General features: G+C 61.1%; 14 protein-coding genes. 6 read left to right on the forward strand and 8 right to left on the reverse strand.

Annotated features, from left to right (window positions below; translation table 11 throughout):
• The first annotated feature begins 94 nt into the window (after nt 1–94).
• The 5 genes from ACFYW7_RS23335 (at nt 95) to ACFYW7_RS23355 (ending at nt 3,193) form a co-directional block, all read left to right on the forward strand.
• The gene (locus tag ACFYW7_RS23335) at nt 95–322 is read left to right on the forward strand and encodes a hypothetical protein (protein WP_389505334.1); all 228 of its coding nucleotides are present in this window, start codon (nt 95–97) and stop codon (nt 320–322) included.
• Between the two features lie 116 nt (nt 323–438).
• Complete coding sequence (locus ACFYW7_RS23340) at nt 439–1,020, forward strand: AAA family ATPase (protein WP_389505336.1); 582 nt, start codon at nt 439–441, stop codon at nt 1,018–1,020.
• A 123-nt stretch (nt 1,021–1,143) separates the two neighbouring features.
• Entirely contained in the window at nt 1,144–1,554 is a 411-nt protein-coding gene (locus ACFYW7_RS23345) for a hypothetical protein (protein ID WP_389505338.1), read from the forward strand.
• Entirely contained in the window at nt 1,551–1,745 is a 195-nt protein-coding gene (locus ACFYW7_RS23350) for an AlpA family transcriptional regulator (protein WP_067029612.1), read from the forward strand. Before ACFYW7_RS23345 ends, ACFYW7_RS23350 begins: the two co-directional genes overlap by 4 nt.
• Nucleotides 1,742–3,193 carry a tyrosine-type recombinase/integrase gene (locus tag ACFYW7_RS23355; protein WP_389505340.1) on the forward strand — a complete coding sequence of 484 codons (1,452 nt, stop codon included), beginning with the start codon at nt 1,742–1,744 and terminating at the stop codon, nt 3,191–3,193. The genes ACFYW7_RS23350 and ACFYW7_RS23355 overlap by 4 nt, the downstream gene beginning before the upstream one ends.
• A 69-nt stretch (nt 3,194–3,262) precedes the next feature.
• Here ACFYW7_RS23355 and ACFYW7_RS23360 read toward each other — a convergent pair whose 3' ends face one another.
• The 5 genes from ACFYW7_RS23360 to ACFYW7_RS23380 form a co-directional block, all read right to left on the reverse strand.
• On the reverse strand, nt 3,263–6,589 hold the full coding sequence (locus ACFYW7_RS23360; protein WP_389505342.1) for a type ISP restriction/modification enzyme: 3,327 nt from the start codon (nt 6,587–6,589) through the stop codon (nt 3,263–3,265).
• A gap of 683 nt (nt 6,590–7,272) precedes the next feature.
• Nucleotides 7,273–8,232, reverse strand: coding sequence for a hypothetical protein (locus ACFYW7_RS23365; RefSeq protein ID WP_389505345.1), 960 nt, complete (start codon nt 8,230–8,232; stop codon nt 7,273–7,275).
• On the reverse strand, nt 8,216–9,319 hold the full coding sequence (locus ACFYW7_RS23370) for a DUF3696 domain-containing protein (RefSeq protein WP_389505348.1): 1,104 nt from the start codon (nt 9,317–9,319) through the stop codon (nt 8,216–8,218). The genes ACFYW7_RS23365 and ACFYW7_RS23370 overlap by 17 nt, the downstream gene beginning before the upstream one ends.
• Nucleotides 9,316–10,470: a DUF262 domain-containing protein gene (locus tag ACFYW7_RS23375; RefSeq protein ID WP_389505350.1), complete on the reverse strand. Its 1,155-nt coding sequence runs from the start codon at nt 10,468–10,470 to the stop codon at nt 9,316–9,318. The genes ACFYW7_RS23370 and ACFYW7_RS23375 overlap by 4 nt, the downstream gene beginning before the upstream one ends.
• 842 nt (nt 10,471–11,312) lie before the next feature.
• Nucleotides 11,313–11,450 carry a CPCC family cysteine-rich protein gene (locus ACFYW7_RS23380; RefSeq protein ID WP_389505352.1) on the reverse strand — a complete coding sequence of 46 codons (138 nt, stop codon included), beginning with the start codon at nt 11,448–11,450 and terminating at the stop codon, nt 11,313–11,315.
• Nucleotides 11,451–11,672: 222 nt separating this feature from the next.
• Here ACFYW7_RS23380 and ACFYW7_RS23385 point away from each other — a divergent pair, with 222 nt between their 5' ends.
• Nucleotides 11,673–13,607 (forward strand): TOPRIM nucleotidyl transferase/hydrolase domain-containing protein, encoded by a 1,935-nt coding sequence (locus ACFYW7_RS23385; protein ID WP_389505354.1) that lies wholly within the window; start codon nt 11,673–11,675, stop codon nt 13,605–13,607.
• A 210-nt stretch (nt 13,608–13,817) separates the two neighbouring features.
• On the opposite strand, the gene ACFYW7_RS23390 is transcribed toward ACFYW7_RS23385, so the two are convergent.
• From ACFYW7_RS23390 to ACFYW7_RS23400, 3 genes are all read right to left on the reverse strand, one after another.
• On the reverse strand, nt 13,818–15,305 hold the full coding sequence (locus ACFYW7_RS23390; protein WP_389505356.1) for an N-6 DNA methylase: 1,488 nt from the start codon (nt 15,303–15,305) through the stop codon (nt 13,818–13,820).
• A 155-nt stretch (nt 15,306–15,460) separates the two neighbouring features.
• Complete coding sequence (locus ACFYW7_RS23395) at nt 15,461–16,822, reverse strand: restriction endonuclease subunit S (protein ID WP_389505588.1); 1,362 nt, start codon at nt 16,820–16,822, stop codon at nt 15,461–15,463.
• Nucleotides 16,822–19,608 carry a DEAD/DEAH box helicase family protein gene (locus ACFYW7_RS23400; protein ID WP_389505359.1) on the reverse strand — a complete coding sequence of 929 codons (2,787 nt, stop codon included), beginning with the start codon at nt 19,606–19,608 and terminating at the stop codon, nt 16,822–16,824. The genes ACFYW7_RS23395 and ACFYW7_RS23400 overlap by 1 nt, the downstream gene beginning before the upstream one ends.
• Nucleotides 19,609–19,770 lie beyond the last annotated feature (162 nt).

Consider the following 19,770-nt stretch of genomic DNA (forward strand, 5'->3'; position numbering starts at 1 on the left):
CCCTGCGCCGCTGCCCCCGCAGAGGCCCATCACGGTCGCCCTCACCGGCCACGGACGGCGCACCGCCTTCCTGCGCTCCGCGATCAACGGCGAAGTGGAGCGGGTCAACAGCTCCGGCCCGCACGAGCACAACAACGCGCTCTACATCGCCGCGGTTGCCCTGGGACAGCTCGTTGCCGGAGGCGAGCTGAGCGAAGCCGACGTCACCGGCTGGCTCCTCACCGCCGCGCTTCAAGTCGGCCAGGGCGAACGCGAAGCATGGCGCACCATCGCCTCCGGTCTCCGGGCCGGCGCCCAGCGTCCCCGGACGGTCGCCGCATGAGCGCCAACCCCATCCCGCCCCTGCACCTGTACTCCGTGCCCAGCGACACCGAGGCGGCCCCCGTCCCGCCGCCGAAGCGGGAGCGCCCGCGGACCGCATGTACGGCCGATCAGCTCATGGCCGCCAACTTCCCCGAGCCGAAATGGGCCGTGCCCGGCATCCTGGCCGAGGGCGTCAGCTTGCTCGCCGGACCGCCCAAGGTCGGCAAGTCCTGGCTCTCCCTCGGACTGGCGCTCGCGGTAGCAGCCGGAGGCCAGGCATTCGACTCCGTGCCCGTCCAGGGCGGACCCGTGCTCTACCTCGCACTGGAGGACACCCCGCGCCGCCTTCAGACCCGGATGGGCAAGCTCCTGGGCGGACAGCCAGCACCCGCCGGGCTGACCCTGGTCACCGAATGCCCGCCCTTCCCTCAGGGCGGCACTGAGGCCATCGCACAGTGGCTGGACCGCAACCCTGACGCCCGCATGGTCGTCATCGACGTGTTCGCCAAGATGCGCGGACAGGCACCGCAGGGCATATCGGCCTACGACGCGGACTATGTCTCCGTCGGCTACGCCAAGCGGCTCGCCGACCACTACGGCGTGGCCGTCGTCCTCGTGCACCACGTGCGCAAGGCAGGCTCCGAGGACTTCCTCGCCGAGGTCCCCGGGACCAACGGCATCGCCGGCGCGGCAGACGCCACCCTCGTATTGAAGTGAGCGCGCGGGCAGGCGGACGGCATCCTCGTATTGAAGTGAGCGCGCGGGCAGGCGGACGGCATCCTCGTATTGAAGTGAGCGCGCGGGCAGGCGGACGGCATCCTGCACGTCACCGGCCGCGACGTGGACGAAGCCGAGTACGCCCTCAGCTTTCAACCCGCCTCTGGGGCCTGGCATTTGCTGGACGGACCGGTGTCCGACCACACCGTCGGAGACACCCGAGCCACAATCCTCCGGTACGTCCGTGCCCATCCCGGCGCGAAGCCCAAGGACATGGCAGGCGAGCTGCCGCACGTCGACATGGACACGATCCGCCGGACCTGCGCCCGCATGGCCGAGGCGGGACAGCTCACTAAGGACGCCGGCGGCCGGTACTACCCGGACACCGAGACCCGGACACAGGGCGCCCCGGAGGTGTCCGCACTGTCCGACTGTCCGGTTAACCCATCTGACCAGCACGAACAACCCGGACAGTCGGAATTGGAGCTGTCCGGGCTGTCCGGGTCGACCGAAGTCGAAGGGACGGCGGTATGAGCGCCCGTGCGCTGGACGAGAAGTTGACCGTCGCCGAGGTCATCACTGATCTGAAGGTGGCGCCGTCGACCTTCTACCGGTGGCGCCAACTCGGGAAAGGCCCGCGCTCGATCAAGCTGCCGAACGGTGACGTGCGCATCCGCAGGTCGGAATACGAGCGATGGCTTGCGGAGCGGGAGGACGCCGCGTGAGCACGACCGAAGACACCCCGGCGGGGCGCCCTCGCGGGTCTGCCCGGCCGGGCTACTCCCTCGACATCCGCCTGTGGAAGGTCACGAAGACCGGCCGGAAGTCCCGCCCCTACCGCCTGCGGTGGGTGGTCGCCGGACAGGTGCATGGCAACACTTTCGCCACGTCCGCACTCGCCGACAGCCGCCGATCGGAGCTGTGGCAGGCCATGCGGCGCGGCGAAGCATTCCACAAGGAATCGGGACTACCGGAGTCCGAGGTCCGCGCGACAGCAGAAGCCGCCGAGGCCAAGGCTCCGTTGCGGTGGTTCGAGTTCTGCCGGAATTACATCGCAGGCCGGTGGCGCACCAGCGCGGCCAAGTCGCGCGAGAGCATGGCGGACGGTCTCGCGACCGTCGCTCTCGCCATGGTTCAGCGCGGTGAGGGCAGTCCGGAAGACACGGATCTTCGTCTCGCCTTCCGGTGGGGCATCGTGCCCGCGAACGCGGGGGAGGAGCCGCCAGCGGAGTTGCAGGCCGCGTACGAGTGGCTGACAACGTCGGATCGGCCGGTCCTGGATCTGATCGATGCAAAGGTCTTTGAGGATGTTCAATACCGCCTCACCTACCGCCTCGATGGCGTTCGTGCGGCAGGAGAGACGTACAAGAGGCGCCGACGCGCCCTTAATACCGCTCTCGAACACGCGGTGGACTGCCAGAAGCTTCCGGAAAATCCGCTTCAGCGGGCCAAAAGGAAGCGTGTGGGCTCCGAAGAAGTGGTCGACCGGCGCGTGCTTGTGAACGCCGTGCAAGGGCGCCAACTGCTCACGGCCGTCTCATACGTCGGATCCTGGGGCCGCAATCGCGGTCGGCGCCTGGTGGCGTTCTACGCAGTGCTCTACTACGCGGGGCTTCGGCCTGCTGAAGCGGTCGGACTGCGGCTCTCTGACTGTCAACTGCCGTTGGAGGGTTGGGGCATGCTGACGCTGCGGGAGACGCGTCCAGTCTCTGCTAAGCAGTGGACGGACTCGGGAGATCGACACGACCGACGAGGCCTAAAGGCGGGGGATGCGTCCACCGATCGGCCTGTCCCTGTTCCCCCCGTCCTCGTCGCCATCCTGCGGTCTCATTTGGGCGAGTTCGGGACGGCCAAGGAAGGGCGGCTGTTCGGGAACGAGCGTGGCGCGGTCGTCGGCTCGTCTACGTACTGGCGCGTCTGGAGAGAAGCACGGGAGTATGCCCTTCCACCTGAGCGCGTCGCATCGTCGCTTGCCGGCCGCCCGTATGACCTACGACATGCATGCATTACGCGATGGCTGAACGCCGGAGTGCCCATCGCTGAGGTAGCTCGCAGGGTAGGCAACTCACCGGAGGTCATCCACCGCCGATACCACGGCTGTGTGGACGGCCACGAGGAAGCGGCCAACGTGAAGATCGCGCAGGCGTTGGCAGCGGACGAAGATACTGCCTGACGCGAGAGTCGGATACGGCGGCAAAGCGTGGGTGGTGAAGATACTCCGCGCTTTGCCGCCGACAGGTCTTTAGAAGATGACCTGCTCCTCACCTTGAGTAGGGAGGCGTGTGGCGTACTTAGGCACGGGCAAGACACCAGCAGAAGTCAGGTCATCTGTGGTGATACGTGGCCCATCACAGACCTTATCCAGCAGCTCCCGTTGCTGCGGCTCCAGGTCCACGAGGAGACCCAGCACGTTGAGTAGGTCCAGCAACTCCGAGGTCCAGTCTGGAAGCCAGGTCTGCGAGTATTCCTCGTCAAGGGGAAGTTGGCGCTTGCCGGCAGGCTCCTTCCGGCGATAGCTGAACCACTTGTCAAGCACGTTCATGCCTGACACGGAGTATTCACGTACCTGCCGTTCGACCGGAGCGATTGAGCCCGCCCCGATCCTTAGCACTTTCGAATCTTGGTCGAGCCAAAGATCCGTGGGCATACCTTCGACGGTGTCCGGGATGGACTCCTGGTTGACTGGGCGGCGGCCCTCTGGCAGTCGAGGTCGCATGGGGGCCGCTGGGCGCCCTGCCCTCGGATCTGAAAAGCGCTCACCGTAAGTGTGCAGCCACAATACGTTACGGCCAAGTTCGACGGCACGGGTCCACAACGTCACGTCTGCTGTGAATGGCACGCGTGCGCCCGGGACTTCAAGATCATCTTTGAAGCGATCGCTATAGGCGGGATGAGATGTGATCGCCGCGATGTAGGAAACCAGATCTTCAGCGGTTACCGCTGTGCCGAGGCGCCGCGTGACGACCTGTAACAATTCTGGTGTGACGTTCGGTGCACTTCGCGCGGCGGTACGGTAAAGCGGCCTCACCGCTCCGCTACGCCCGCTGAAATAATCCATGTCAGGGATGACGGCACTGAAAACGAGGCCGGGACCACCGCGTACCGCGTGTGCGTTTTGCTCAACCACGAAGAGTTGTTCATTACTGCGCACACGCCATAGGTCCCGCCTAGGGCGGACTGCCAAGCGGTTGTCGGGGATCATCCACTGGCGATCAAACGCCCGATAGCCCACGCGTACGGGTTCGACGGCGTCGCGCGTTTCTTGGGCCAAAGTGACCCGGCCCCGATCTTCGACACCGGGGAGGGAGTCGACCAACGAGTGAAGTTCGCGATCTTGTGGTTTGCCGAGCTGGTCCAGCCTGAGGAACATTTCTAGCTTCTCTTCTTCGTCTGCCGCCACGAAGAGCCGCCAACGTCGAAGTAGTGTCGCGCGATCAGGCGCGTACACCCACCTGCGCCCTGGCGTGACACCTCGCGATGACCAAGGCATTAGATCGCTCAAGCGAGGGCTCGACTCCCACAAGTCACTCCCTGGGGGCAAGAATGGGTCTGTTTCACCCGAAGCGCAGGTCCTCCAGCGACTGTCGCCGATCGTGAGCGAAGTCAATTGCTCGGTCTTCTGATTGCGATGTCCGGCCAGTGCCACATGACGAACAACCGCCGGAGGCTTGGCTCCCTTTGTGCTGGTGTCGTCCGGTCGCTGCCAGCGGACGAAGACCGCAATGCAAAGTTCCTGTGCAACCTCGGGGAATATGCGTGTTGAAACGTCTGCGCGCTGCCCTTCGGGAGATAGATCGATAATCCAGCCTTCGTCAGCCACCGATCTTAGGTATTTGCGCATCCCCGAAAATCCAGCCCCTTTGATCCACGCGCGAGGAGTGATGAAAGTTATTACTCCATACGGCGCGTCGTCGTGGCATTCGAAGACCTTCCGGGTTGCCCAATTCCAGAAGTAGACGTAGAGATTGGACATTTTGGATTCATACTTTCCGTTTCCCGGAAGTCTGAATGCACTAAGTGGTGCAGGTGTACCTTCTTCAGGATCACCGAGTTCGATCCACTTCCCCGCTCCCCGCTTTACGGCATCGTAGGGCGGATTGCCGAGGACGACCATGACTCGCTCATCGCGTTTTACTCGGTTTGCTTGCTGGCGCGAGTCGGCGATGGCTTTGAAGGTGCCTGGAAGCCATTTAAACTCATCCTTTGGATTATCCAGTGTGTTCGTCACATAGAGTCGGAGTCCATGGGTCGGAGCCTCGGATTTAAGATCCTTTAGCCTGGCGTGCATGCGTAGTTCTGCCACCGCGTACGGACCGGTCTGCATCTCGAAACCGATCAGGCGCTCAGCAGTCATCTCCCGGAGGCGCGGAGCGACGGCGCCCGGCCCTTCTTCTTCGGTTATGGATTGTGCAGCTCGCTCCAAAATGTTCAGAAGAAAGGTACCCGTTCCCATGGCTGGATCTACGACGACCACTTGCGGAGACGAGAATCCGCTGGATATGCCCAGGCGCAGTCTAAGAACGTCCTCTGTGAACCTAACCATCGCCGCTACTACCCCGTTTGGAGTGTAGTAGGACCCAGTTCTTTCCCTTAGCTTTGGATCGTATACCTGCAGGAAGTCTTCGTACAGGCGCAGGTAGGCGTCCCCGGTCCCATCGTCGAGGACTTCCCAGTCGACTGCCCCGATTACTCGTAGGAGCGTTTCGAGGGTTGTGGAGAGGCCGGTAAGGGAGTCGTCCGTCAGTACGTCCAACGCCTTACCCATGAGAGAATGCTTCTTGCCCAGTTTGGTGGCGATGCCGTGCATCGTGTCATTCTCGAAGAGGATGCCTTCAACTCGGGCAAGAAGTAGCGCGAAAACTACTGTTTGGGCGTATTGATCGGCAAAATCATCATTGCTTTGGTCTGGGAAGAGTAGTTTGCCCCAGTCTTCTTTGAGGACGGTAAACGTCTCCAGACGCTTACCTGCCTTCTCTAGGACCAATGCCTCTTTCACCTCTGTGCACAGCAATTTGCATAGCCCTGCGACAGCCCGAACTAGCTGGTTGATGTTCCTTGGAGGCTGAGGTTTCCAGGTGAGGAAGTCGAAGATTACTCTCGAAATTCCAGTGTCCGCCGGTGCCAGTTTGCTGCCGGCACTCCGAACTGAAAGATTGGTCCGCGCGATGTTGCCAACTCGTTGCCCGTTGCGGTAGAGGCTCCACTCGTTGCCGTCGGCATACAAGACATTCGGCAGGAGTTTGAGTTTATGCCACTGCCGTGCGTTACGGCCTGTGAAGGTTTCTGGATCCGCACCGGCGCCGGGTCGTTTCAACTCCACGTGACCAATTAGCGCGTCAGCTATGTGTACGGCATAGTCCGGCCGCACACCTATGTCGACGAGTGGAACCTCGCCGATCAAGGTCGATTTCAAACCCAGTGCACCCGCCACCGCTGTGGTGAACCGCTCGAACGGTGCCCGGAGTTGATCTTCCGTTCCCGTTGAGCCCTTAAGCTTGGGTTTCACCTCCTCACCGAACACTGAAACCGCCTTGCGGACGGCCGCCTCGTACCCCACCGGTTCGCGCATCCGAGTACCCCCAACTCGCCCAGCAGGCAACCTGCATGATGGCAAGTCAGGAACAGTAAGCCTCGCCGTGCTCGAGGGCAAGATCTCCGGTTGTGGCTTGATTGATGTTTACGCAGCAGTGGGCTTGGTCCGATGGAGACACTACGGTCGGTAGTCGGTAGCAGTGCGGTCCGTTCATCACCCTCGGGTGCACGCGCTTGGCCAGGAGCCCAGAGGCGTAGCTCAGGCGGCCGGCGACTATGCGCTGGTGCAGGGTGCCTGCCAGCTCTGTCTTACCTTGGCGGAGTGTGACGCGGTGTGTCGGGGGTGTGTCGCGAAGACTGAGAGAGAACGAGAAAGAGCGGGAGTCAGTGAGACTGACTCCCGCTCTCTCGTCTAGGCATCCGCCCAGCTCAGCGTGTGATTCTTGCTGGCTGTGTGGCGAGTGCCCCCGGCAGGATTCGAACCTGCGCACACGGCTCCGGAGGGCCTGTGTGGCACACACGTTTCAGCAGGTCAGGCACTTGCACGTTGGCAAGTCGGCGACGTCAGTCCACGAGTAGGCCGCGTCTTGTGTCGGGGCTTCGTCTTCGGGACGCTTCGCTCCGGCAATGGATCAAAAGGTGTGGGCGGTATACGGCCACCTGATCCAATATCGAGGATGCTGAGCCTCAGATGTATGCGATCAGATCGCAGGCTGTCAATTATGTGTCCAAATGATCTGTGAAGATTCCGATCAGGATGCGATTTTCCTGCTCAGCCAGAGGACGCGAGAAGTGAACTCGGTCAAGGTTCCACAGTCGTTTGCCGTGCCAATCGCAGCGGTATTCAACACCGCGGTAAGTGACCAAGCGCTGGGCCCAAGCCCTGGCATTCTTGCGAGTTCCGGGACTCTCAGGAGATATGTCTACGTGGTAAGTAGACATTTCCGCCATCACCTTGTTTTGGTCTCCGCGGTGCCGCTCGAGCGCTGCAGCAAAGTGATCATCGAGCGCAGTGAAGAGCTGGATAATCCATGGGAGCACGTCCCCGTAACTGCCTGCGAAGCGCCGAAAACGGAGGTCTTCTGCAAAAATGAGACCGGGAAATGCTTGTTCCGCAAGGACGAAGAAGCCCTCCTCGGGGACCGCTTCATACTTGAAGACGCCGCGCCAGAACTCTCGCAGTTGCGAGGCCTCGCTCAAGAAGTGGAGGCGTGCGGTTGCTCGGTCCACCACGCGATCGACGACGGTCCAGCCCGCCAGGGTCGGCTCAATCGTAACAATCAGACAAGCCATGGCACGGCCGGCGACAGCATGAGCCCATGCGTGAGTCATACCCCAGGAGGGCTCCTTTACGTGCCCTCCATAGTTGACCTGCTGGGGGATGTCTTGATCCTGCGGCTCCAGCGTGCGGCATTTGTCGAGTAGTCTCGCGAGCCAAACACGGCGATCCCTCGGTACCCGACGATCGCTGGTGTAGGCGATATCTACAAGGGTCACCCCTTCCCAACACTCTGCACTCCAAGCATTGCGCATGAGCGCGACTTGACGCCCATCGGCAAGGGGTTCCAGGACGTCAGCGAAGGCTCGTACTAACCGCTGCACCTCGTCGTCACTTCGCCCGCACCAGTTCAGGCTGTCCTCGTCGATGACCACCCGATAATCATCATTGCCGTCGGGCACGCGCCAACCCCCCCAGGTCTGTCTCGATTTGGTCGAAAAATCCTTCAGGCCAATGACTAAGTTCCCCCCGATCATTGATCTCGATTGCGTGTGCACCGCTGTCATCGAAGTAGTGCACGATGGCATCAGGGGCTTCAAGGATGTGATCCTGTGCAATTGCCAGCCTTGCACCGTTGAGCACGTGGTCGCTATGTGTTTCGAGTAGTACCTGTGCACCGCTCCCAGCAACACGGGCCAGGAAGCGGCCCAAGCGAGACTGTCCGGCGGGATGAAGGTGCGCCTCAGGATTCTCGACCAGTAGGAGATCGCCCGGCTCGGCTAGCAATCCAGCGACGATGATGGGAAGGGCGTATGAGATGCCGAATCCAGTATTCGCAGGCCGAATTGTCTCTGCGAAAGCATTAGCTTCCCGGAATCGGATCGTGCTCGCCATCACCCCGGGTGCGTGCTGGGCGAGGATTCCTACCGGGCGGATGATTTCTGACGTCCACGCCTCTGTCTGTAGGCGCAAGATCGAACTGCTCTGCCCGGGGTGGTGCAGCGGCGGACGTACATTTCGGCGGGTGTCAACGGCTCTGGTTTCACGCAAGGCCAGGATCTGCGCAGTGAATTGCCCCTGGGATCCCACACCGATTTCGTCGGGAGCTTCAGCTGAAACTGCCAGGACGTCGCGCGGCCCGAGCCGTTCGGCGCAAAGGTAGGTGAAAGCAGCTGGTGAGTTACCTACGCCTGGGACAGGGCCATCAGGTACCTGCTCCGCAATCAGGTGTAGAGCTTCTGGGTCTTCGGGTACTGCGAATCGGTACTCAAATGTCTCGCTATCTTCGCGAGTGAGATTGAATTTGATGATCGGTTCCTGGGCCGCACGGCTCATTACGTCGGCCGCAGTTCCCAATGCAAGGCCGAACGGACCGTTCAAGCGAATGATCCGATGGGGTGTTGTTGAGGCGACTCTGGCGAGTAGTAGCGCTTGGAGAACAGTGCTCTTTCCGCCGCCGTTGACGCCGGTGAGAACCGTCAACGGTCGCAGGTCCAGCGTGGCTTGAGCGAAGCACTTGAAGTTGTTAAGGCCAAGTTCGCGGATCATAGTCCAGTCCTCGCATCTTCAAGAGCAGCATCAAACCTATAGGCTACTCGTCGCCGATCTGCTGTCGAAGACGTAATGGCGTTTAGATATTCGATGTCGAGTGTCATCCGCTCCCGTGCCGCCCTGACAATTTGCTCCCGTCGCTGTTTCAAATCGAAGGGGTCAAAATCTGCCAACGTGATGGACCACGTCTCGAACAATGCCCGGTTGATTGGAGACTTCCATGACGCAGTGAGGGGCCATTTTCGGAAGGAGTTCTCCTCGAATAGCAGGTATGCATTGCTCATGGCTGCGCTGAAAGATCGTCGAAGCTCCTCTACTTCGATATCTGGAAACGCCTCAACGTCATCCAGTAGGCGCGTAGCTCGCATCAGAAAGCTCTCCATTACTGGATGATCCATATATGTATCGAGGCCAAGAATTCGAAATGCGGCGAATCGCAATGCCATCTCGCGGTCGTTCATTCGAATGTGGTCTGTCATTCCATTAGTTGCCACAGTGAACGATTTCGAGTGAGTCATAGACTTCAGGATTTGCCGACTGCGAGGCTTGCTCATGCAGTGCCGGATCTCTTGTGCGTTCAGTGGCGTGCCGCCGGTGTTGATCCTTTTAAAGATGTCGTACATGACATCTCCCGGCGTCGTTGGATCGATGACGTTAATGATTAGTTGAGCATTGTTGATTCGCCGTTGCCACTGGACCGCTAGATCCTGGAATCGGTCCCCCTCCGCGTTGCGGAGATACTCCAAGCCCTTTAGGGGAAATCCTTCGCCGCGGACAAACGAATGCAAAGTCGAAAGTCGCTGCAGGCCGTCCACGACGTGGAAGGCTCCGTCGGTGTCTTCGGAAAAATAGAAGGCAGGCAGTGGGATCTGCAAAAGGAGTGATTCGACCAAGCGGGACTTTTGGTCAACCTTCCATACCTTGCCTCGCTGAAAATCCGGTGCCAGTTCCAAGGACCCTTCGTCGATCTGGTCCAAGATATTGCGCAGTGAAAAGGCACTAGTAGACACTCGGATCTGCTCTGGATTCCATGGTCGCTCGATCGCGGCCTCTTCGAGGCTGAGCTGCTCGACTTCCACACCAGTAGCTTCGCCATCGAAAACATCCTCGACCACTGCCGGTGCAGCGTTCCTACCCTCCGAAGTCATGTCTGCATACTAGGACGCTTGCGCTCCCTGCGGGACTGCGCGTAGCCGGTAGCTGACAAGGTGGACTAAGCCGGGACTAAGCCCTCAAGCAAGGAGCGTTGAGTGCCCAAGCGCCGCCGGGGCAGTGCTGGTGACGGCCGTGGGACTGAGGGGCCGATGCTAGGTGGGCTCTCTATCGATGGCGGGAGATCCACAGCGCTCGCACGCTCGATATCTCACACTCCGTGCGTCGCCCAACAGCATCCAACTGGCTTCAGCTAAGTGTCGTCCGGCGCCGACCATGAGGCCGCAGTGCTCGTTGCCGTGGAAGACCTCACGGCTACCGGCAGCACTGGCGCGCACCAGTACCGCTGGCTCCCTGGAACGGTCGATGCCTTCGTCTGCGTAACACTCCTGCATGTACTCCATCGCGTCACGCTGGTCCGACGCACTGGTATACGGCAGCTCGCGTCCCCGCATGCTGATCCTCCGTCTGGGGCCTGGGTTCCATCGCTGGTCATGTATACGTACCGCAAGTAGTCCTCTCGGCGGCCCGGTTCAGCGAAATGCAGCAAATTCGCCCTTGGCCGTGCTCTGCAGCTTGACTATCTGCTGAGCAGGGCCGCCGAGTGCTGCGGCTGTCCGCCGGCTACTTCGCCCTGTGGCCACCCTTTAGGAGTGTGCTCCATGGGTTCTGCGGGCGGCTTGGGGCCCGTGCCCGCCAAGCGAAATCGGATGCAGCTTTGGACGTAGGGATCGGTCGTCGTCTGGCGATGTTGATGTCAGACCGGGAGCCTGTGACGAGCGGTGTACCCACTTCGGCTGCGCCCCTCTGCCATCCTCCGGTTGGAGTCGTAGCTGTCCTACGCATCGTCCTCCCAGGAGCACACGGGGGAGATCTCATAGCTTCCGCGTTCATCGAGCGTCAGGAAGCCGCAGAAGGGACAGGGGGTACGGACCGTTCTCGGTTGCCGCTGGATGGTGACGAAGGGGCTGACCATCACGGCACCCTGCTGCTGATCGCAACCCAAGTAGATGCGAACTGCCAGTGGCTGAGCCTTCAGCTATGAGAGCTGCGATGACTTAGGGCTTCATTGGATGCTGTGAACTGGACTCCGCAGGGGGTGTGGACCGCTCCAGACCAAGGTCCACGCGTCGGCGGTCAGGCGCCGCAGATTCTGAAAGGATCGTCGCCAGCAGCCAATGGACGAGTGGGGCACAGCGTGAAGATCAGCAGGATCACGGCACAAGGCTTCTTGTCCTTCGCCGAGCTGAGTATGGACTTGGGGCAGGGCCTAACCGTGGTCACTGGCCCAAACGCTGCGGGCAAGTCGAACCTGTGCCAAGTCCTCACCGCTGTATCTGCGTTCCTGGGCCGCCACCGTGACTCGGAGCAGCGCGAACTGCTCTCCCTGTACGAGCAGGCCGGCCACCACGGGGCCTCCGCATTCACGTTGACGGTCTCCTTCGAACTGGACCAGCCATGGGAACAGAACCTGGTCACCGACTTCGTGAAGGCCTCGTACATCAGCATTGCCTGCCAGAAACACGACGTGATGGGGCCCAGTACCGAAGAGCTGGAGCAGGCCGCCGAGAACAGCATCACCACGGACTCAGTGGCCGCACTGTTTCACGGCACACTCCGGTTGGACTTCGACTCCCACCGGCACACTGGTTGGTCCTGCGCCTGGCAGTTCAACTACGGCCAGGACACCTTCCACATCCAGCTGGAGGGCCCCTGGCAGCAGCAGCTCCGCCCCGGAGCGGCCCAGGGCTGGAAGACCGTAGTCATGGAGCGGGTGACCGATGAGCCCGCGCCTGACCTGGACGAATTCCCGGCCTTCCTGGACGGGCTTGAGCAGCCCGTCATGTTCAGCGTGCCCACACTCAACGATGCGTCCAGCCCCCGGCCCGTCTCCATGACCGCACTCGCCAAGGCCCTGCGGCTGACCGAGCAGCATTCCGTGCCCTTCGACGCCGTGCTTGGGAAGATCTGGGCCGCGGGCGTCTCGGTGACCGTCAACCGGCGCCTGCCCGCGCGCCGGCACTTCTCCATCGCGGAGCTGGTGGGCCCCCTCGACCTGAGCGACGGCAGCCGTGCCTGGGCTGAGTTGTACAGGTTGAAAAATGGTTCGCGTGACCAGCGTGAGAGCTTCCGCAGAGCTCAGACCACGTTTCACACCATCACCGGGGCTCACCTGGAGGTCCAGGCATCTCCCGACGCCGACGGGATGGTTATCGATGTCGTGATCGACGCCGGGCACGGTGAACGCCGTGCTGAGTTCAGCGGCGCAGGACTGCAGGAGGCCGTCCTGATAGCGGCCCTGACAGCGGGTGGGGCCGGACGCATCATTGTCTTGGACGAACCGGCGGTCCACTTGCATCCGACCATGCAGCGACGGATCGCTACAACCATCTTGCGAGACGTACAAGCCCTCCTGATCACCCACAGCGCGGACCTGGTCCCGGTGGCCACGAAGGCCGACCTCGAGCGCATCGTCCGCCTAGCCTCAGGGCCGCGCGGGGCGACCACTGTCCGCCGCGCTCCAGCCACGACCGCTTCGGCCCTGGCTGGCTGGATCCAGAACCTAGCCTCCGCCGACACCAGGGCCCTGCTCTTCGCCCGCGCCGTGATCCTGTGTGAGGGCGCGTCGGAGACGGGCGCCCTGGGCCACTGGTGGAACACAGCCACCCAACCAGGGCCGGAGGCAGCCAACGTTCCGCTGCTGGACGTCGGAGGGCAGAACAACTTCGGCGGCTACATCAACTACCTCACTGCCTTCGGCATCCCCTGGGCCGTCATCGCCGATGGGCCAGCCCTGCGGGGCACCAGCGCACTCGCCAAACAACTCGCCAAGCAGCGGCTTCGCCCCCCCAACCCGCCCGACGATGTGGATGACTTCAGCGCTTGGACCAACTACTGGGAGACCGCGGGCGTGTTCACCCTCGCCAACGGGTTTGGCGACGACGGCAGCAAGTCCGGCGAACTGGAGGCGTACCTGCGACGCTTGGACCCCCACATCCTCGACCAGGCACAGAAGGACACCACCAGCAAGCCGCGTGTGGGTGCCCTCTTCGCTGCTCGCTACCCCCACGGAACGCCGCAGAAGGTTGCCGATCTGTACAAAGACGTGGCCGCGCACCTGTGTCTCGACTGACGCTTCCGCGTGCCATCGGAGCCTTCCCTACCGTTGGGGTGCTGGTGAGCGCGCTAATAGTCCACAGACGTGGATCCAGAAGTCCCTCGCTTACTGCAGCACTATCGGAACCCAAACTTCAACGCCTTACGCCACCCCACAACATTGCGGGGCCCCTTTGCTCGGGGTGGCGAGGTCTGGGTAGCTACCCCGAGCCGTGGCATGGACTCCTTACTCGACGAACTCCGTCTCAACGTCTTCCAAAGCGGAAGCCACGGCAGCAAATTCTTCTAGGGCCGCAGCGAGGTCTTCGACGATCTCGCGGGCGATGGTCTCCGGGGCCGGCAGATTGTCGAGGTCCTCGAGTGACTCATCGCGCAGCCACGTGATGTCGAGGTTGACCTTGTCACGCCTGATCAGCTCGTCGTATGTGAACGACTTGAAGATTTCGGTTTCTTCGCGTTCGTCATGCGGGTGTCCCGGTTTCGTGCAGGTCACGAAGTCGTCTAGGTGCTTGCGTTCCAGGGGGTTCTTCTTGAGGGTGAAGTGCTGGTTGGTGCGGAGGTCGTAGACCCATAGCTTCCTGGTCCACGGCGTTTCGCTGGCCGGCTTCTTGTCGAAGAACAGCACGTTCGCCTTGACACCTTGGGCGTAGAACACGCCGGTGGGCAGGCGCAGCAGTGTGTGCAGTTCAAAGTCGCGCAGCAGGCGGCGGCGCAGAATCTCGCCAGCTCCGCCTTCGAACAGCACGTTGTCGGGCAGCACAACGGCCCCTCGCCCGTTGATGTTCAGGATCGTCATGATGTGCTGCAAGAAGTTGAGCTGCTTGTTACTTGTGGTAACGACGAAGTCTTGACGCTCGATGGTTCGGTCGTCGCGGCTGGCTTTGCCGTCCTCGCCGACCATCGTGACCGATGACTTCGTGCCGAACGGAGGGTTCGCCAAGACCACAGACCACCGTTTGCCGGGGTCGGCGATCAAGGCATCCTTTACGTCAATCAGCGAGTCCCCGGTCGGCGTGCCGATGCCGTGGAGCATCAGGTTCATCGCCGCGAGGCGGGCAGTGCCGTCCACGAGCTCCACGCCGTGGACAAAAGAGTCGCGCAGGTGCTCGCGCTCCGGCGGCGTCATCTGCGAGGCATTCTGGGAGGCGTGCTCGTACGCGGTCAGAAGGAATCCACCGGTGCCGCAGGCGGGGTCGACGACGGTGTCGGCCACGGTGGGCCGCACGATGTCAACCATGGCGGAGATGACCGAACGCGGCGTGAAGTATTGACCGGCCCCTGATCCTTTATCACTGGCTCCCTTAGCCAGGAGGGACTCGTAAGCATCGCCGTTGATGTCGGTGCCGGTAGACGACCAATTCTCTTTGTCGATCAGATCGTGAATTAGGCGCTCGAGCTTGGCTGGGTCCTGAATTCGATTCTGGGCCTTGCGGAAGATCGTGCCCAGGGTTCCGCGCTGTCTTCCGAGGCCGAACAGGATCCGCGTGTACTCGGCTTCCAGAGCAACACCCTTGGCGTCCAGCAGATTCTGCCAGGAGAATTCGGCAGGGACAATTTCCTCCGGCTTGAGCTTTCGGTGAGCTCGTTCGTGCGCCATCTTCAGAAACAGTAGGTACGTCAGCTGCTCGGTGTACTCGATGACTCCGACGCCATCATCACGCAATACGCCAGCATATGACCACAGCTTGTCAACCAGTCGACGACCATCCGCCACGATTTTCTTCCTTAGAACCCTGGGACGTCCGCCCCATAAGAATGTCAATGTCGATGGCGCCTCCGCGTGTTGCGGTTCTTCCGCTCGCCAAATTCGGTGCCATCGTTGGATACTCAAGCCCGCACGTGGGTGCTAACGATTTCACCTCCGCTTCATCAGAAAAGAGTTCCTTCGAGCGAATCAATCTCCGCGGCCGGTGGTTCCGTAGCGCCTGTCACATCGGAGACGGATTTGCTTAGTCGTCCAGAAAATGCCGCATCCAGGAGAGACCGTCTCAGGGCGCCATTTTTCCTGGATTGGATTTCAAGTGTGATCGACAACTTTTCCAACACGCTATCGAAGTCCGACATTTTAGCCACGATGCGGGACTGCGATTCGCGATCTGGCACAGGCATCCAAAACCTATCCACCTGTTTCGTGAACATGTGCTGGATCAGGCTTCCAGTGCTGAGAGATTTCACGTAGTGCCTGAAAAGTCTGGATCGGAAAACTTCGAGCGCGTATTCCGGAAGAAGGGTGTGAGAGCTCAAGCGGGCGATCCGTTGGTTGAGTAGGGCGGCGTCACCTTCTCCTATAAGGCAAACCCTCCCCAGGAAGTCGTCCTTGAGGGACTGGGCGGTCAGATTCATCACGATATCGCCTGGTTTGAGCAGACTCCCTGAATGTGCTTCTAGGTATTGCTCAGGAAGGCAACGTGTACTTTTGCGACCCCAGTGAACCTTTCCGTCGCTTCCCAAATTTCCCGGACGGAGGAGGCGGATTCCCTCGTCTTGATAGTCTTTGCTTGGAAACGGCTTGCCATTCTGGCATGCGCCGACTTCTTTCCAGCGCTTCCAGGACCATCCGGCGGGCAATTTGGTCGGCGGCTCCTCGTCGCCTCCAAGCTCTCGAGGATCGCGGAGCAGTTGATCAATTGCCTGTTCGGGTAGCGTGAGAGAGAGAAGCTGTGCTGCGCGAAGCATGTGGATCTGGGTGCTGCTGCGAATCAGTAGTGACTCAGCCTTTTCGAGGCGGGAGTAGTGATCCTCTAGTACTTCGACGATCTGCTGCTGCTCCAGCAATGGTGGTACGGGGATTCCGAAGGCGAGCAGTCTCGAAACCTCAATGGAAGCAACGGTAGTGCCAGCCTTCCTTGTGGTGGCAAGGATTTCCCGCTCGAAAGCCCGTAGACCCCACGCGATCCAGCGGGGATCTATGTCAGGGCGAGGGAAGACGGCTTTCATGTCTTGGTTAAGAGTCGTTACGAAAGGTACGAGGGTTACTGGAACTTTTCGTTCAAGGATGCCTGAGCGGACGACGAGAGCCACCGAATTGGCGGGAACGCGACGTACAGGCGATTCGGCGATGGCGGCTTCAGTGATGTGGTCTTGCGTCCCGCGCAGTACGTCCTCTCTCATATCCTTGGGGGAAAGCCAGGGAATTGTGCCGTTCTCCCAGAACTCTGAACGACGTTTTGAAGGGGTGCCGCCACCGAACCATGACCCCATTTCCTTCAGCGGCACGATCGGCCAATTCATCACGCGGTCAGCTCCCTGTTCATCGTCACGAGGATTTCGGTGACACCGTCGCCAAGGTCGCGGAGGGCCCCGCTGATGCCGCCACGTTCGGTGAATGGAGCCTCGTCCAGGTCGTCAGCGTCGATAACTGCCGACGCCGCGATAATCTCGGCCACGTTGTCCAGCCACCACCTCTGCGCTTCAGTGAAGACGACCCCGGTCTGCTCCTGTTGCAGCAGCCAGCCCCGGTAACGCTCGCGCACCTTGTCGGCGTACGGGATCAACTCGCTATCGGCTTGCAGAGTAAACCGAAGTAGAGACACCAGGTCCGTCACCTTGGCCTTGGCGTTTGGGCGTACCCGGGTCTTCTCGACTTGCTCGTACGCCTTCCATAGCACTTCCGGCGTCCAGCGGTGCGGCGGACGGGCGATGCGGTCGGCCAGCTCCTGGATCTGAGCGAAGATCTCGCCGGCTGGGCGACTGCCAGCGTGAGCCTCTTGCAGTACCTGGAGTGCTGTGATTTCACTGCGGTGCTCGTCCAGGTAGGCGCGCCAGTCTGAGACGATCTCCATGGCCTTGTCGCCGTCGACGACCCCGTAAGCCTCCAAGAGGGTATCGGGGTTGGTGTCATCGATGATCAGGTCATGCTGACGGCGTAGTTCCATGATCCGGTTGCGCAACTCCGGGTTGGCCGCGAGTGGTTCGATGGCGGCCTCGATCATCTCGTCCACAACCTGTTCGCGGGTGGCTCCCGGGCCAGCGGCGTCAAGACACTTCGCCTGCTTCTCAGGGTCGCAGACCTCCACGAGTCTCTTGACGATCGCCTTGAGCGGCTGGGCGGCGACGCTCTCGATTTCGGCGCGCTCGGCCGGTTTCAGTTGCAACTCGAGTGCTGCGAGTCGGGAGGCCAGAGTGGCGGTCTCGTCCTCAGTGATCGTCAGATTCGCGGCCTTCTGAAGCAGCTTCTGCAGCGAGACGCTGTTGCAGCGATTCAGCGGAGGGTCGATAAAGCCATGCTCCGTGACACCGATGGCGTCCACGATGACGAACCGTGTCTTCTCCAGAGCCATGGGGTCGGGCGTCACCGCTTGAAAGTCGGCAGGGGCGATCGTCCGGGCACCGCGGCCTTTCATCTGCTCGAAGTACTGTGCCGATCGTACGTCGCGCATAAACAGGACGCACTCCAGCGGTTTCACGTCGGTGCCTGTGGCGATCATGTCCACGGTCACGGCGACGCGCAGGCTTGCAGAGGTACGGAAAGCTTGGAGGTGGCCCTTGGGGTCCTTGGCCTGATATGTGATCTTCGCGGCAAAATCGTTGCCTTTGCTGAAGATCTGCCGTACCTGGGTGACGACCTCTTCGGCGTGGGTGTCGTCCTTGCAAAAGATCAAAGTCTTTGGGACGGCCGTGCGGCCAGGAAATATCTCGGTGAATAGCCGGTCGCGAAATGTTTCCAACACCGTCCGGATTTGGTTGGGGTTGCTGACCGCGCGATCGAGTTGGGACTTTCGGTACTCAAGGGTTTCGTCGATGGCCTCGATCCTCTGGATACGAGTACGCCGGTCCACCTTCGGTACGTATGTGCCAGCCTCGATTGCCGCCCCGTGCTCGCTGATTTCGGTCTTGATCCGATAGATGTCGAAGTCGACGTTCACGCTATCCGCAACGGACTCCGTGTATGTGTACTGCGACACGAGGTTCTGCCGGAAGAATGCGAACGTCTGCTTCCCGGGTGTGGCTGTCAGACCGATGATATGAGCGTCAAAGTATTCCAGGACGCTCTTCCAAACTCCGTAGATTGAGCGGTGCGCCTCATCTACGATGACCAGGTCAAACGCTTCGGGTGGCATGGCGGAGTTGTACTGGACGGTGACCGGCTCGCTCGGCGCCCAGTCGTCAAGCTGCTGATCATCGCCGTCTGGGACTACTTTGTCGCGCAATACCGAGTAGACTCGCTGAATTGTGGATATCACGACGCCGGAGCTGGCGAGCATGCCCGCTGCCGCGAGCTTTTGTACCGAGTAGATTTCGGTGAAGCGGCGCCCGTCGTCGGGAGTGGGGTAGTTAGCAAACTCGCCCGCAGTCTGGTCGGCCAGGTTGTTGCGGTCCACCAGGAACAAGACTCGTTTGAAGCCCGCGTGCTTGAGTAGCCGGTACGACAGAGTGACCGCGGTGTGGGTCTTTCCTGCGCCGGTTGCCATCTGAATAAGAGAGCGGTCGGCGTGCTCTGCAGCGAGCGACTTCTCTGTGCCCTGGATCGCGTCGATCTGAGCGGGGCGCAGATGCTCGGTGGCCAGCGGTGGCATTGCCCGCACCTTAGCCCTCCATGTGGGGGCGTGCGTTGCGGCCGCGGCATCTCGGATGATCCGCGCCAGGGTTTCTGGCTGAGGGAACGCGAAAATCTTCCTGGCGCGCGGCTCGGGATCGTAGCCGTTGGTGAAGTGGGTCTCGGCACCGGATGCCTCGAAGACGAACGGGAGGCGGTTGTCCCACAGGTGGGCTCGCTTCCGATGGCGCTCCGGAAGGCCTGTGGCGTACATGGCCGACTGCCACTCCACGCCCGAAAGTGTAGTTCCCTGAGGCTTAGCCTCGATGACGCCGACCACCTTCTTGCCGACGTATAGCAGGTAGTCCACCCGCCCGTGTCCGGCCGACATCAGGACTTCGCGTACAGCGATTCCTTCGCCAGAGAACAAGTTCAGGTCTTTGCCATCTTGCACCTGCCAGCCGGCGGCAGCGAGTTGCTCGTCGATGCGCTTGCGGGCGCGCGCTTCGGCAGGGAGTCTGTCGTCCTCGGTCGCGGTCATCATCGCCTCAGTCCGGAGAGCAGGAAGAATTAGGTGTAGGCGCGGAGGGAGGGTGAAAGACTGATCATGCCTTGTCGTCCCCAGCTGGCACAAGACACTCGTAATACCACCGATTTTACCCGCCGATACTGGTCAGGGCCTATGTGATGGTGGCCAACACCC

This window comes from Streptomyces sp. NPDC002580 (assembly GCF_042889485.1).
Lineage (GTDB): Bacteria > Actinomycetota > Actinomycetes > Streptomycetales > Streptomycetaceae > Streptomyces.

Bases quoted from the DNA above. Each gene is read 5' to 3' on its own strand.
- ACFYW7_RS23360 (WP_389505342.1), bottom strand. From the start codon at position 6,589: ATGCGCGAACCGGTGGGGTACGAGGCGGCCGTCCGCAAGGCGGTTTCA.
- ACFYW7_RS23380 (WP_389505352.1), bottom strand. From the start codon at position 11,450: ATGGTCAGCCCCTTCGTCACCATCCAGCGGCAACCGAGAACGGTCCGT.
- ACFYW7_RS23395 (WP_389505588.1), bottom strand. From the start codon at position 16,822: ATGAATTGGCCGATCGTGCCGCTGAAGGAAATGGGGTCATGGTTCGGT.
- ACFYW7_RS23340 (WP_389505336.1), top strand. From the start codon at position 439: ATGGCCGCCAACTTCCCCGAGCCGAAATGGGCCGTGCCCGGCATCCTG.
- ACFYW7_RS23350 (WP_067029612.1), top strand. From the start codon at position 1,551: ATGAGCGCCCGTGCGCTGGACGAGAAGTTGACCGTCGCCGAGGTCATC.
- ACFYW7_RS23375 (WP_389505350.1), bottom strand. From the start codon at position 10,470: ATGACTTCGGAGGGTAGGAACGCTGCACCGGCAGTGGTCGAGGATGTT.
- ACFYW7_RS23400 (WP_389505359.1), bottom strand. From the start codon at position 19,608: ATGACCGCGACCGAGGACGACAGACTCCCTGCCGAAGCGCGCGCCCGC.
- ACFYW7_RS23370 (WP_389505348.1), bottom strand. From the start codon at position 9,319: ATGATCCGCGAACTTGGCCTTAACAACTTCAAGTGCTTCGCTCAAGCC.